This window comes from Bacillus solimangrovi (assembly GCF_001742425.1).
GTDB lineage: Bacteria > Bacillota > Bacilli > Bacillales > Bacillaceae_N > Bacillus_AV > Bacillus_AV solimangrovi.
Genome location: NZ_MJEH01000064.1, coordinates 75472 through 88963 on the forward strand (window position 1 = coordinate 75472; position 13492 = coordinate 88963).

The following is a 13492-nucleotide window of genomic DNA, read 5'->3' on the forward strand; positions in this document are numbered from 1 at the left end:
ATAATACACTTTGTAATTAATAAATACTGGAGGTGTAATAAATCAATAAAATTAAGTCTTTGTCTATGTGGTTTTTAATCATTATTGTTGGGTTTCTTCTTTACGTTGTTATCCAGCTTCCTTTTCAAATGGGATTTTTCGGAGGATTCCAAGGAATAAATCTCACAATCATCGGACTTCTTCTTGCCATTTTTGTAATACCGTTAGTTTATTTAGGATTAAAGTATTTAAAATTAGATTTTCTAAAAATAGGATTTACTTCAAATGAGTTGAGACAAGATGCATTACTTGGTTCTGCTTTTGCTATTTTTTTTACCCTTGTGCAATTTCTTTGGCTCATCCCCAACACAGGTGGAGCAGATCGAGCAGATATTTCTGATGTTCTAATAATGCTTGAGTACGAATGGACTAATACCTTCTGGTATATTCCCTTGGGAGTAATTGGTGGGGCGTTGACTGAAGAAATATTATATAGAGGCTTCTTTATCGGAGGATTAGCCAGTATCTTTAAAGGATCTAAAATCTCTATCTATATAGCATCTTTGTTGTCTATCTTGTTCTTTGCTGCGGCACACCTTCCTCAAGATTTAGTCCAATGGATTGACATACTCGTTCCAACTACAGCCTACACAATTCTTTATTTATACACAAACAGATTGACAGCTTCTATTGTCGCACATGGATTATGGAATATACTGGCAGTTATACTTATTATCAGTATTTATTCATAACCATCTAGCTTGTTTGATACTCTTAATTTCCTAATAACTATTGCATCACCTTAATCCACAATCTGGTACGGAACGAAAATAAGCACTAATCCTTGTTTCGGGTTAGCGCCAGTTTATAGATTATCCTAATAAATTATTTGTAGTATTGCTGAAGATCGATATGTAACGTATAGTATCCAATTATTAAATAACTCTTAAAGACTTAATGATTATGTGATTTATACTGTCATCAAACTCAGTCGAATTGTTTAAAAAACTTATAAATACCAAAACACAAGAAATTAAGTCCTACAAATAAAATAATTCCTCCCATTGTAATGTTTGAAAGAATGTAGCTTTCCTCAATAAGCCGATAGCTTTCTGAGTCCATACTTCCACCCATTGATCTCAGGTACTGGTTAGCATCGTCAGTTCCATTATCTACACTAGACTTAAGCTTAAAAAATCCGATTAAACTAAGAGCTGAGGTAAAAATAAGAAAACCATACATTTTTATTAAAGTCTCCATAACTCCCCCACGTCGATTAGATATTTTTTTAAAAGTACTTATGCTAAATTTAATTGGTTAAAAATTACAGATCCAATCAAGGTTCATTCCAAAAGAAAGTAACGACTATAATCGGCATAATAAGGACAACGAAAACAATCAAACTATTACCGATTATGCCAATCTTTCTGTATATACCTCTTTCGGAAAATATTGCAATTATTAACCCAATCATAGGAATTATAATTAATGCGGTAACAAAAAGAGTTTTAAAATAACCGAACAACACTGCCGCATATATTGCCACACTAATTAAAAATATAATAACTGAAGCAACACTTAATTTTTTTCCCATCAGTTTCTCTCCTTTCTATTACATTATTGTTCTATCCCTAAATGTAGTATATTACTTATTTGGGAATTATTATAGTTCGAGCTTAGCATAGGTCTTATCCTCTGAGAACAAGTAATTTTCAACACAAAAAAACAGAACAGAGCATACACCCTGTTCCGCTTTCCTAATGCTTATCGTTATCTCAATTTACAACATCAAAATCGCTTAATTAAATCATTTAACGTTTCACTTAGTTGTTGCAGTGCTTCTGCTTGTGAAGATGTATTTCGAACAGCATTAATTTGTTCATGAACTGATGCCATCACATTAGACCGTAATGAATTAATTACAGAGAAAAATGACTACGAGTTAAAGGGGGCACTTAAACTGGTTAGATTAAGTATCATAATAATATTAATGATTATGCTGTCTAGTTGCATGCAGTTAGAAACAAATGGAAAAAATGTGATAAATAAAGAACAAAAGACCGCATTTATTATTCAGACAATAAATGAATACTCAGAATTATACTTACCAAAGTTGATCGGTATGGATCATGAATATTTAAATGATGAAGAAGAGCTATCACTCAGATTTGATTTTGAACCAGAAGTTGGTTCTCGTCCATTTAAGTCTAAAATATATCACTCTATTGCTTATCATGCGACTAATATTAAAATGTTTTTTCCAGAAGTAAAGTCATTTTCATATACTATTCATTGGAGAGGTGAAGAAAATGCAGCTCAATTAAAATTAAATGAACAAAAGACGTATGAACTTTTAAGGCACAAACAACTATTAAGAGATAATGCCCTAGATGAACAAGAAGTTTCAATAGTTTTTTCATCAATTTCCGAATCAGATGATGTTAAAAAATGGGATTATTAAATTTTTTAAAAGATAATAGATAGTCTAAAAACCTTGTTATATCACTATAAACAAGGTTTTTTATTTATAAAGTTAATTAACGATTTAAGTAGTTTATGAATGGATATTGTTCATTTATAAAAATTACAGATTCAATCAAGGTTCATTCCAAAATAAAGTAACGATTATCATAGGCACAATAAGGACAACGAAAACAATCAAACTATTACCGATTATGCCAATCTTTCTGTATATACCTCTTTCGGAAAACATTGCAATTATTAACCCAATCATAGGAATTATAATTAATTCGGTAAGAAAAAGAGTTTTAAAATAACCGAACAATACTGCCGCATATATTGCCACACTAATTAAAAATATAATAACTGAAGCAACACTTAATTTTTTTCCCATCAGTTTCTCTCCTTTCTATTACATTATTGTTCTATTCCTAAATGTAGTATATTACTTATTTGGGAATTATTATAATTCGAGTTTAGCATAGGTCTTATCCTCTGAGAACAAGTAATTTTCAACAAAAAAACAGAACAGAGCATACACCCTGTTCCGTTTTCCTAATGCTTATCGTTATTTCAATTTACACATCAAATCGCTTAATTAAATCATTTAACGTTTCACTTAGTTGTTGCAGTGCTTCTGCTTGTGAAGATGTATTTCGGACAGCATTAATTTGTTCATGAACTGATGCCATCACTTCTTCAGATGCAGCAGATGTTTGTTCTGATGTTGCACTTACACTTTGAATTGATTCAAACAAGCTATCAATGGAATGACCGACAGATAAAATAGCATCACTGCTCTCATTGATCGCTTGCACAATATTTTCAATCGTCGTCGAAATAACTGCAAATTCATTTTCTGTATCGGTTACTGCACCATCTAATAGTTGTGAAATCTCAATCGTTCTCGCCATTTCTGACACACTCTCAAACGTTTGTTCCTCAATTTCTTTTATCATCGAGTGAACTTCACCTGTTGCATTGTTTGTTTCTTCGGCAAGCTTACGAACTTCTTCTGCAACTACAGCAAAACCTTTTCCATGCTCTCCCGCTCTTGCAGCCTCGATTGACGCATTCAATGCAAGCAAATTCGTTTGTTTTGCTACATCTTCAATCGTTGTCACGATGTTTGAAATTTTTCGAACACCTGCGTTTAGATGTTGTACAACTTGATCGATATTACCAATTGCACCTTGTGAACTTGCATTTGTCTCTTGTAATGTAACGATTTGCTTCTGACCATTTTCAACTGCCTGTTGACTCTGACCCGTTAAGTCCAGTATCTCAGTGTTTTTCATCGTTAGATCTTTCATAGTCTCTGCTAACGATTCAGTTCGATGATTAATCGACTCGATATCTGTTGCTTGTGAAACGGTCCCATTTGTAATTTCATTAATTGCTCGACCAATTTCTTCACTCGACGCTGTCGTTTCCTCTGAAAAAGCAGATAACTCATGTGAAGCTTGTGATGTACTTTGTCCAACTGTCTGCATATTTTGAACAAGGTTTCTTAATTGGTCGGTCATCTTATTAAACGCACTTGCAGTTCGACCTACTTCATCAGCACTTTCATAAGTAATTTTCTCAACATCAAGGTGTCCGTCAGCAACCCTCGCTGTTCCTCTCGTAATCTCCCTTAATGCACTTAATTTTTTATGTAATAGGAAATACATGATGATGATTGACAAAGCTAGTGTCAACAACGATACTGCAAATGTTACTAGCTTTAACAAACCAGCCGATTCAAATAATTCATCTTCATATGCAGCCGCAACTAAAGACCAATCCCACGGTTCATAGTATATCGTATAAGCTACTTTTGGACTTAGCTTCGTCTCACCTGGCTTGTAATAGTCAAATTCAACGTAGCGATCTGCCACATTAGCTTGCTTACTATTATTGAATAACTCGTTTATTAATGATTTATACTTGCCACCTTCCGCTTCAAACATGTTTTTACCAGTTGGCAATGTTGGATGGACAGCTACCTCACCAACACTGTTGTAACCGAAGATATAACCATCCTGTTTGTATGTATACGGAGATTTACTATAATCATAGAATAGCTGATCATTTCCTTCTACTTTCGGTCCAATTAATTTTAAACGCGCTTTCTCTTGCGCTTCTTCTAACGTAATATATCCACTTTCAACTTGCTCATTTAAATGCTCTAATACAGGGATGACACCTTCTCCTAGGTGCCTAAGATCCAACTTACCACTTTTCGTTAACTCATTTTGCGAAAACCAATAACTTGTCCCACCTAATGTAGCTGAAACAAATAAGATTAATAACGCTGTAATCGTGATGATTTGGGCAAACAAACTTTTCTTCAACATATACCTCACCCTTATTTGATTTTCTATTAGTCACTGTATCTTAACATATTCTATTATTAAATATTACCTATATATTTAAAAATTTCCTAACAATCTGTTCATCAAAAAAGATTATCAAATAGATAGTTTTTTCTACACAAATAAATAACAAAAAACAGCAGAAGATGAACTCGATCATTCGAATTATAATAGTTTTATCTACTCTTCAACATCTTTTCTTAACTTCCTTTACGCATGAGTTCCTAGCATATCAGCAACCATTATTCTCCTTTGAAACAGATGAACACTCACCAATATAGAAAAGAAGAACGCTATCATTGTTATCTACTTTTGCGTTTCTCTTTTCTAGCTTTTTCTTTACTTCGCTCATGAAACTGTAGCATGTTTCTGTTGATTCAAATAATGCACGATGCAAAAGCGATTTTTACATATAATTTCCTATAATGCCAACAAAAAATCCAACAAAATGTAAAGATCCCTTTACATTTTGTTGGATTTTTTATAATATATGTGTAAAGATATCTTTACTTATATTTTGAGGAGAAATGTTAATGAGGGTAGTAAATCATATTAAGGAAATACGACAAAAGAAGGGTATAACTCAAGTTAAAATGTCTGAGGATCTTCAAGTTACACGTCAAACTATAAATGCGATTGAAAAAAATAAGTATAACCCCAGTTTGGAGTTGGCGTTAAAAATAGTTAAATATTTTGATATGCCAATTGAGAAAGTTTTTTATCTTATGAAGGAAGAGGAGAATAAACTATGAAAAATCAGAAATCACAAGGTTTTTTGTGGAAAATTATTTTCGCAACTATAGTGGCATTGGGTTTTGGTAGCCTAGGTATGATAAAAGGTGAATTTAACTACAGAATAGTAATTATAATATTAGTAACAACAACTACGTCCTTTCTTTTTTCTATGTGGAGGGAAAAAAGAAATGGAAATGCACCAGAATATGATGAGCGATCTGTAATGCTCTTGCAACGTTATTTTACGTTTGTACTTTATTTTCTTCTCTTAGGAAGTTTGCTTGTTTTGATAATATTAAATTATATGGGTATTCAATATATTCAATTTGAAACAGGTATGCTAATTTTATATTTAGTGTTGTTGCTTTTATTAATAATCATAGGGCTATTAATAGTAAAACGAATCTGAGAAGTCAATTTTAAATATAGTACAATTTTCATTCTACAAAATAGCGCTTTTCAGCAGCATTACTGAAAAGCGCTATATTTATACGTATTTTACCATCCTACTAAACAACAAGATAATCTAATATTATCATGAAACTTAATGTAAATTTTTTATGTAGATTAGCTATAACATGTTTCAACGAATTAAGTTCGTATTCACTCAATATTTTTCGACTCAATATTTTTCGACTCAATCTCCAGACTTAATTCATCAATTTCTAAATTCCATTTATCCTTTGTACTATACAAAATCTCCATTATAAAACTTGAAAAAGCATCTTGATTGATACGTATTTCTTCCTCTAGTTTTTTCACTTCTTCTTTCAATTTCTCGACTATTTCTACTTTCTCTTCGATTGATAGATATTGATAAATTCTCCTCACTTAAGCAACCCCATTTCCTCAATATGATTTATAAAATTTTTTAGTACTTACTATCCACTAATTTGATTCCATTATATACCATCAAACTAGCTACATCTAACATCTTTTACTAGTTTACACCCACAAAGAAAAGCATCTAGTATCAACTAGACGCTTTCTTATACAATCTCAACTTGATTTTTGTTTGTTCGGTTTTATGTACAAACCAAGCTCTTCCTTCTCCTGAGTTAAGGACTTGTACAACGAAATCATCATGAGTGCCATAATGACGGAGAATGGCAAGGCTGCTACGATAAGTGCATTTTGCAATGCTTGCAATCCACCACTGTACATAAGAATTAAGGCAATAGTAGATTGAGCAAGACCCCATGTCAATTTCACATAGTTTGGTGGCGTTAATGAACCATATGTCGTTTGCATTCCTAGTACAAATGTTGCTGAGTCAGCTGAAGTAATAAAGAATGTTCCGATTAACACAATCGCAATTATCGATAAGAACGTCGACCAATCAAACCCGTTAAATACAGCAAACAGAACTTCTTCAGTCTTAAGTGCCGTTAAATCAGTACCCGCTTGTTGAATTTCAATTGCTGATGTACCGAATGTTGCAAACCAAATGAAACTCACTAATGCAGGCAATAGTAATACACCGATTAAAAATTCACGAATCGTTCTTCCACGCGAAACACGTGCGATGAAGATACCGACGAATGGAGCCCACGAAATCCACCATGCCCAATAGAAAATGGTCCAGCCATTAATCCAAGAGCGATGTTCCTCATTTAATGGCGCAATTCTAAAGCTCATTGCAACAATGTTTTGAATATATGCACCAATTGTATCGGTAAACATATTTAAAATTAATAATGTTGGCCCAATAAAAAACATTAATACTAAAAGCACAACAGCCAATACCATATTAACGTTTGATAAGTACTTAATCCCTTTACCTATACCAGACCAAGCTGAAATCATAAATAAAATGGTTACAACCGCAATAATGAAGAATTGTACGGTAAAGTTATTTGGAATTCCAAATAAATATGAAAGCCCTCCATTAATTTGAGCAGCACCAAATCCAAGGGTTGTCGCTACACCTACTACAGTTGCGAATACTGCAAGAACGTCAATAACTGTTCCTAAAGATCCTTTAACCTTGTCCCCGAAAATTGGTTTCAACGTAGCTGAAATTAGACCAGGCTCTCCCTTACGGAACTTGAAATAAGCCAACGCTAAAGCAACAATTGCATAGATTGCCCATGCGTGAATGCCCCAATGAAAGAATGTATACCTCATCGATTCCTTAATTGCTTCATTCGTTCCCGCTTCAGCTAGTGGTGGACTCATAAAGTGTGAAAGTGGTTCAGCTGCCCCCCAGAATACGAGACCAATCCCCATTCCTGCACTAAATAACATCGCAAACCATGATCCATTTGAGTATTCAGGTTTTTCATTCGGTTTCCCTAATCGAATGCTTCCAATTGGACTAAAAATTAAGAATACACAAAAAATCAGTATTAACGTAACTAATATTAAATAATACCAACCGAATGTTGAAGTTATAAAAGCTTGCATATTTGCCGTAACTGTCTCAAATGATGCTGGAGCAAGTACTCCATAGATGACAGCAGCAGCAACTAATAAAACGTTAATCCAAAAAACATTTGATATGTTCTTCATTCCATTCTCCTTCCTATTAGCATTTTTTCTCCATGTCCTTTTCTCACAAAAGTTAATATGCTCCAAAACAGTGATAGTTTATCTTAATTTATCAATTTTTATGAAAGGGACTATACTTGGGAGAATGAGCATTTTAAGGTATCTCAAGAAATGTATGCTTGTCCCATAATTCCTCACTACACTCTCTCCTAACCATTATTTGTTACCCTAACAGATAATTAGAAAAAATACCAATAACCTAAATGTTAATTTCAGCAGATTTGTGATAATTAATAAAGCCAAATGAGATTAATTACTTCTTAACCTTCCTAAAGAGAACAAACGAAAGACAACATACCCACAAGCACCACCAAGCGTATTAAGAATGACATCATCCACATCTAACGCCCCAACTCGGTATACAAATTGTGTAAGTTCAACTATTACTGAAAATAAACATGATAAGACAACTATCGTTATAAATGAACGAAGACGTGAAAAAAGCAATGGCAACAAGAAACCCATTGGCACAAAAGCAAGTATGTTACCTATTAGATTATCCGTTAACGCATGAATTGTAATTCCTTCAAAATGATGCACATACCTATTAATTTCTCGAAATGGGACGAGATTATAGGCAACTTCCCCTTGCACAGCATTTCGATAAGCAGAAAAAAACAATAAATATAAGAGCGTTGCAATATATATGAGAAAACATAACCAAAGTGTAATTCGATTGACTTTCATATTAAATCTTATCCTCCAAAACTTATGACTCTTTATCCGCTTGCTGGGCTGATGCATTCAATTTTTGTACATGATAGATTTTTTTAAGCGTAGTATTGATATTATTTAAACTAATTAATATAATCCCAAGCATGAAAAATGTTACAATCTCACCCGTAAAATAAGCTAAAATCGCTAATACTGACATAAAAAGAGTGTTCCACCCATTCCCCATAATCGTATCTCCTCTTCATTTTATTATGTCTTTAGTTTCATAGCGTACGTTTCTTTTTAACTCTTCGAATTATATATGCACCAATTGTTATGGTTGCAATCATTAATAATAAGACGTAGAAAAACTTACTTTCCATTAAGAGCTTTGCCTTAAAAACAATAGATACGTCTTCAGTTGGTCTTTCTCCTGCTCCTAATTGCTTAATATCCTCATTCGCTTCCGACAAAAGAGTTGTTCTCGAACAAAAACTTAATTTTAGTTTTCTATCAGTTTCGGTTGCATAAACTAAATAGTTGTTGTTCAACTCAACATCATAACCACAGATTGATGAGCTTCTTGCTGTGTAGACTATAACTTCTGTTTGATTGATACCTTTCCATGACTCTTCCACTTCAAACAGTATAGCAAGCGGATCATCCGATGATTTCAATGGACTATATGCATTCTTATCCATAATGTCAATAACCTTTCCAGAAAAAACGGCTGAACTTCTCTCCAGCTCCTCTGTAACCGATCCAGGTTCTGCACACGAACAAGCATAACTAGTAGTAGGTGAGTAATTTAATAGATAACTTAACACAAGTACCATCATAATAACTGTTTTACCGTTAACTTGTTTCATGCCTTTCCCTCCTTCTTGCCTACCACTAGTAATCTACAATTTGTATTCATGAAGATTGACACCTAATAATGATTTGATAAACGATTTCTGGCGATCCGATTCAGTTTCATCTAAGTCACTCATTGCCCACAGTGCTTCATCCATATAAACAAACAGCAATAACTCATTCCATACCTTTTTTTCAGTATCAGTTAAGGAAACATAAGATAAGTATCCAGATTTAAATTGTTCCCATTCCTTCACGGTAAATACTCTTCGAGGAGCAGTGTCCATTTCTGTATGGAATAAGATGAGAGCTAGTGCTAAATCAAAAACTCTTGGAACACTTCCTGCATTATCAGGGTCAATTAATACTAACCCTTGTTCAGAGAAAACAAGATTATTAGCCTTATAATCCCATGATGCATCAACATATGGAAGCGGTATATCCTTGATTGATTGGAATGACGTTTCTATCAATCGATTTATCTCTTTTGATAAATCTTTAAATGCTCCAATATGAAAATCATCTTTGTAAATATCAAGGAGGTTCGTAATATCCCCCTTTACATCATTCATAAACTCTTCATCATATTGCTCCCATTTAAAACCATGGTTAAAAACACTCCTGTCTGACGTTACAGCATGGATCTTGCCCAGCATGCAACCTGCATCATACATATCCTTTAAGCTTGCATCATACTTTCTCCCATTAATAAACGGATAGACAACCCAGTGATCCTCATTTATCTCATGGTAAAGCTGATCATTAAATGCAATCGGTCTTACTACTTGAATGCCATTGTCTGTTAACTTTTCTGTCCACGTAAAAAGACGTTCAATTTGTTCACGATCTTTTTTCGTTTTTTTAATAATGATGTTTAAACCATCCTGTTTCGTCTTAAACACTGGAGAGTATTTATAAATAGATTTTACAGATGTATCCAATCCAAAATATGTATATACCTCGTTCATCTTATCACTTCTCTTTCACAAAATAATGACTAGAAATAAAGCCCATTAAGTTCAGCAGTTACAAGAAACCGAGACCCTTCATGCACTAAGAAACAGGAATGTGATCTGTTCAAACTCACTCCAATACTAACATATTTATCCAATCATTCAACTTCATAACATGCATTTTATTTCGAGAAAAATGCTTAAAATTAGAACGTAAAAGTGTAAACTGAACCAAGCTGAAAGGATTTCGCCTCCATTTTTCATGTCTATTATGTTGTGATCGTATACAATGGAAATTCCGCTAAGGGGAGAATTGGTGAATAAGAGTATTCATCATGAAAAATAAAAAACCCTGATATTTCTTCACTTAGCAGAAACATCAGAGCTTTGTATAACTTTCTTATTTTGAGGTTCTTAATCACCAAATGATGTTAAATTAAACTAAAGCTTCCGTTAGCTTAATAAGTCTTTGAAACAGGAATTATATATTTAAAGCTGCTTATTCCATCTCTCCATTCCAAAATTAAGTTGACCAAATCCATCAACATGCTCAAGGCCGAGGAAAAATAAGTTTATTTTCTGTTCCTGATAATAATCTACGTATATTTTCCCTATGCCTGAAAACAACTATAAACACCATTAGGAACGCAAATATATAAAAATATAAATCATTCCCAAAAACAGGTATAAACGAAATAACCGCAAAAAGCACTGTAGCACATATTGTGCCTAATGAAACGTAACGGGTTAAAGCCACTATTAACACAAAGAAACCAAGACAAATAAGAGCCATAACCCAGTTAATCATAAACAGAACAGACACTGCTATAAGTGCTCCCTTGCCGCCTTTAAATCCAAAATATACAGGCCAGTTATGCCCTATAACTACTCCTGCACCTGCCGCTAAAAGGCTTATGCAATCGTTAGCCTCTCCCGTATGGAAATAAACACTAAAGTACAAGCCTATAAAACATGCAATTACTCCTTTTAATATATCTCCCACAAGAACTAAGCTCGCAGCAGAATTCCCAAGTACCCTTAGAGTATTGGTTAGCCCGGCACTTTTACTTCCATAGTTTCTTATATCCTTGCCGTATATTTTCCCTACTATCACCGCTGTATTAAGGCTTCCTAAAAGGTAACCTATAACTAATGCTGCAATAAGTTTTATAATATCAATCATCACTCTTCTCCCTTGGAATTATTCTAGCTTTCTTTTATTGCTCCATGAATACAGGGTTCATCCGTTGCCAAGTAGGAGTTTCACCCTACACTCTTTACATATATAACCCCTCTTCATTCCAAATTTACCCATTGTCGCTAATCTGTTATCTTCCACAATTCTTACAATTAATAGTTTCATATAATCTCATCTTCTGGATTTATTCTAGCTCTATCGTTTAAATTTAGTATTGTCTTCCTTCAGAAAACCTTCTAAAAACTTGTGCCTTTATGAATCAAGATAAAAGATCATCTACCATATTTATTCTATGACATTGAACAATATCCTCTTCCACAAAACTTGCCTTTAATTTAAATAAAAATGTTCAATCTCACATTATTTTTGCAATAAAATCTAATTTTTCTTAATTACCCTTTAAGAGCAAGTGCATTAAACATGATTCTGAATGCCATTCGTTTTTGAAGCTTTGTACATTTAGCCAAAGCGATTCAATATCAAAAAGAGTTAATAATTGGTCTAAAGAACTTACTACACCATGGAAACTTGAAAATTAGTAATCTAATCTATCGAATGTTATAAATTTACATGTAAATACTTTAAACAATAAAAATACAGTATAATAAAATAATAGATTAATATCTATTATTTGTTAATGGAGGGTAATTATGAAAAAGTTTTGGTTTGTTGCACTTAGTTTTATTCTTTTAATTGTTACAGGTCATACGGCTTCAGCTGCTCAATCAGATAATGGTTCAGAAGCACAGAACCTTTTAAACAGTAATGAAGCTGGATCAAGCAAAGTTGTAAAAACTGTATTTTCAGACGTACCAAGTGATCATTGGGCCAAAAGTGAAATTGACTATTTAGTTGAAGAAGGTGCTATCAAAGGTTATGATGATGAAACATTTCGTCCTAACGAATTTGTAACAAGAGGTCAATCTGCTTTAATTATTGGTAGAACATTAGACATTGATACTAGCAACCGTACTAATCCGAACTTCTCTGATGTAAGTACTGAAAGTTATTTATATCCATATATTTCTGCGCTAGTGTACGAAGGGGTTTTTGCCAAAGCAGAAAAATTCAATCCAAATTCGATTTTGACTCGCGCACAAATGGCAAAAACTTTAGTAGAAGCATTTGATATTGAAGGTGAAAGTTCAAAAGAGTTTACAGACGTTACAAGTAATCATTGGGCTTATTCCTATGTTCAAACACTAGCTGCCACAGGAATTACAAAAGGTAAAACCCCAACTACTTTCGATCCAAATGGTGAGGTTACTAGAGCGCAAATGGTTGTTTTCGTAAAAAGAACTCTTGATTATTTAGTGTTGAAAGAAGAACTGCTACCAATGGCAGAAGAAGCCATTTCACTAGCAAACGAAGAAAGAGCAAATGCAGGTCTGACTCCGTTAACATTAAATTTAGATATCACTAAAGCTGCTCAATTAAAGGCAGAAGACTTGCGTAATCATGATAATTTAACCCATGACTCTCCAACCTATGGAAGATCATATGAACTATTAGAGCGTTTCAATATTGAAAATGAATATAGCACAGAAAATGCTGGTGCAGGTCAAACGACTGTTAAAGAATATATAGAAGATGTGATGAATAGTGAAAAACACCGAAAAAATATGCTAGACCCTCATATTACAGATATGGGAATTGGATTTGCAAAAAAAGATTCCTATTATTATATAGTGCAAATTTTCATACAAAAATAATTCTCTCTTGCTTTTAAATAAAAATGCTTATAAAAAGGC

The 13492-nt window shown here is 33.4% G+C and carries 16 protein-coding genes; 5 read left to right on the forward strand and 11 right to left on the reverse strand.

Annotated features, from left to right (window positions below; translation table 11 throughout):
- The first annotated feature begins 65 nt into the window (after positions 1 to 65).
- Positions 66 to 731 (forward strand): CPBP family intramembrane glutamic endopeptidase, encoded by a 666-nt coding sequence (locus BFG57_RS17910; protein WP_069718874.1) that lies wholly within the window; start codon positions 66 to 68, stop codon positions 729 to 731.
- A 235-nt stretch (positions 732 to 966) separates the two neighbouring features.
- Here the strand turns inward: BFG57_RS17910 and BFG57_RS17915 are convergent, their stop codons facing one another.
- Together BFG57_RS17915 and BFG57_RS17920 are read right to left on the reverse strand one after the other, a co-directional pair.
- Positions 967 to 1239, reverse strand: a complete 273-nt coding sequence (locus BFG57_RS17915; protein WP_069718875.1) for a hypothetical protein — start codon at positions 1237 to 1239, stop codon at positions 967 to 969.
- Positions 1240 to 1315: 76 nt separating this feature from the next.
- The gene (locus BFG57_RS17920; RefSeq protein ID WP_069718876.1) at positions 1316 to 1573 is read right to left on the reverse strand and encodes a hypothetical protein; all 258 of its coding nucleotides are present in this window, start codon (positions 1571 to 1573) and stop codon (positions 1316 to 1318) included.
- A gap of 417 nt (positions 1574 to 1990) precedes the next feature.
- Between BFG57_RS17920 and BFG57_RS17925 the strand changes: the two genes are divergently transcribed.
- Positions 1991 to 2440, forward strand: coding sequence for a hypothetical protein (locus tag BFG57_RS17925; protein ID WP_069718877.1), 450 nt, complete (start codon positions 1991 to 1993; stop codon positions 2438 to 2440).
- A gap of 135 nt (positions 2441 to 2575) precedes the next feature.
- On the opposite strand, the gene BFG57_RS17930 is transcribed toward BFG57_RS17925, so the two are convergent.
- On the reverse strand, positions 2576 to 2833 hold the full coding sequence (locus BFG57_RS17930) for a hypothetical protein (RefSeq protein ID WP_069718878.1): 258 nt from the start codon (positions 2831 to 2833) through the stop codon (positions 2576 to 2578).
- A gap of 184 nt (positions 2834 to 3017) precedes the next feature.
- Positions 3018 to 4778: a methyl-accepting chemotaxis protein gene (locus BFG57_RS17935; protein WP_069718879.1), complete on the reverse strand. Its 1761-nt coding sequence runs from the start codon at positions 4776 to 4778 to the stop codon at positions 3018 to 3020.
- Between the two features lie 551 nt (positions 4779 to 5329).
- On the opposite strand from BFG57_RS17935, the gene BFG57_RS17940 reads away from it, so the two are divergent.
- Both BFG57_RS17940 and BFG57_RS17945 read left to right on the forward strand, forming a co-directional pair.
- Positions 5330 to 5548 carry a helix-turn-helix transcriptional regulator gene (locus BFG57_RS17940; protein WP_069718880.1) on the forward strand — a complete coding sequence of 73 codons (219 nt, stop codon included), beginning with the start codon at positions 5330 to 5332 and terminating at the stop codon, positions 5546 to 5548.
- The gene (locus tag BFG57_RS17945; protein ID WP_069718881.1) at positions 5545 to 5940 is read left to right on the forward strand and encodes a hypothetical protein; all 396 of its coding nucleotides are present in this window, start codon (positions 5545 to 5547) and stop codon (positions 5938 to 5940) included. The genes BFG57_RS17940 and BFG57_RS17945 overlap by 4 nt, the downstream gene beginning before the upstream one ends.
- A gap of 194 nt (positions 5941 to 6134) precedes the next feature.
- Here BFG57_RS17945 and BFG57_RS17950 read toward each other — a convergent pair whose 3' ends face one another.
- From BFG57_RS17950 to plsY, 7 genes are all read right to left on the reverse strand, one after another.
- The gene (locus BFG57_RS17950) at positions 6135 to 6362 is read right to left on the reverse strand and encodes a hypothetical protein (RefSeq protein WP_069718882.1); all 228 of its coding nucleotides are present in this window, start codon (positions 6360 to 6362) and stop codon (positions 6135 to 6137) included.
- 168 nt (positions 6363 to 6530) lie between these two features.
- Positions 6531 to 8042 (reverse strand): glycine betaine uptake BCCT transporter, encoded by a 1512-nt coding sequence (locus BFG57_RS17955; RefSeq protein WP_069718883.1) that lies wholly within the window; start codon positions 8040 to 8042, stop codon positions 6531 to 6533.
- Positions 8043 to 8330: 288 nt separating this feature from the next.
- Complete coding sequence (locus BFG57_RS17960) at positions 8331 to 8768, reverse strand: VanZ family protein (protein WP_069718884.1); 438 nt, start codon at positions 8766 to 8768, stop codon at positions 8331 to 8333.
- A gap of 22 nt (positions 8769 to 8790) precedes the next feature.
- Positions 8791 to 8982 carry a hypothetical protein gene (locus BFG57_RS17965; RefSeq protein ID WP_069718885.1) on the reverse strand — a complete coding sequence of 64 codons (192 nt, stop codon included), beginning with the start codon at positions 8980 to 8982 and terminating at the stop codon, positions 8791 to 8793.
- A gap of 37 nt (positions 8983 to 9019) precedes the next feature.
- Positions 9020 to 9604, reverse strand: coding sequence for a hypothetical protein (locus BFG57_RS17970; RefSeq protein ID WP_069718886.1), 585 nt, complete (start codon positions 9602 to 9604; stop codon positions 9020 to 9022).
- A 33-nt stretch (positions 9605 to 9637) separates the two neighbouring features.
- Entirely contained in the window at positions 9638 to 10558 is a 921-nt protein-coding gene (locus BFG57_RS17975; RefSeq protein WP_069718887.1) for a phosphotransferase enzyme family protein, read from the reverse strand.
- A 535-nt stretch (positions 10559 to 11093) separates the two neighbouring features.
- Positions 11094 to 11726 carry a glycerol-3-phosphate 1-O-acyltransferase PlsY gene (gene plsY / locus BFG57_RS17980; RefSeq protein WP_069718888.1) on the reverse strand — a complete coding sequence of 211 codons (633 nt, stop codon included), beginning with the start codon at positions 11724 to 11726 and terminating at the stop codon, positions 11094 to 11096.
- A 665-nt stretch (positions 11727 to 12391) separates the two neighbouring features.
- Here plsY and BFG57_RS17985 point away from each other — a divergent pair.
- Entirely contained in the window at positions 12392 to 13453 is a 1062-nt protein-coding gene (locus tag BFG57_RS17985; protein ID WP_069718889.1) for a CAP and S-layer homology domain-containing protein, read from the forward strand.
- Positions 13454 to 13492: the final 39 nt, after the last annotated feature.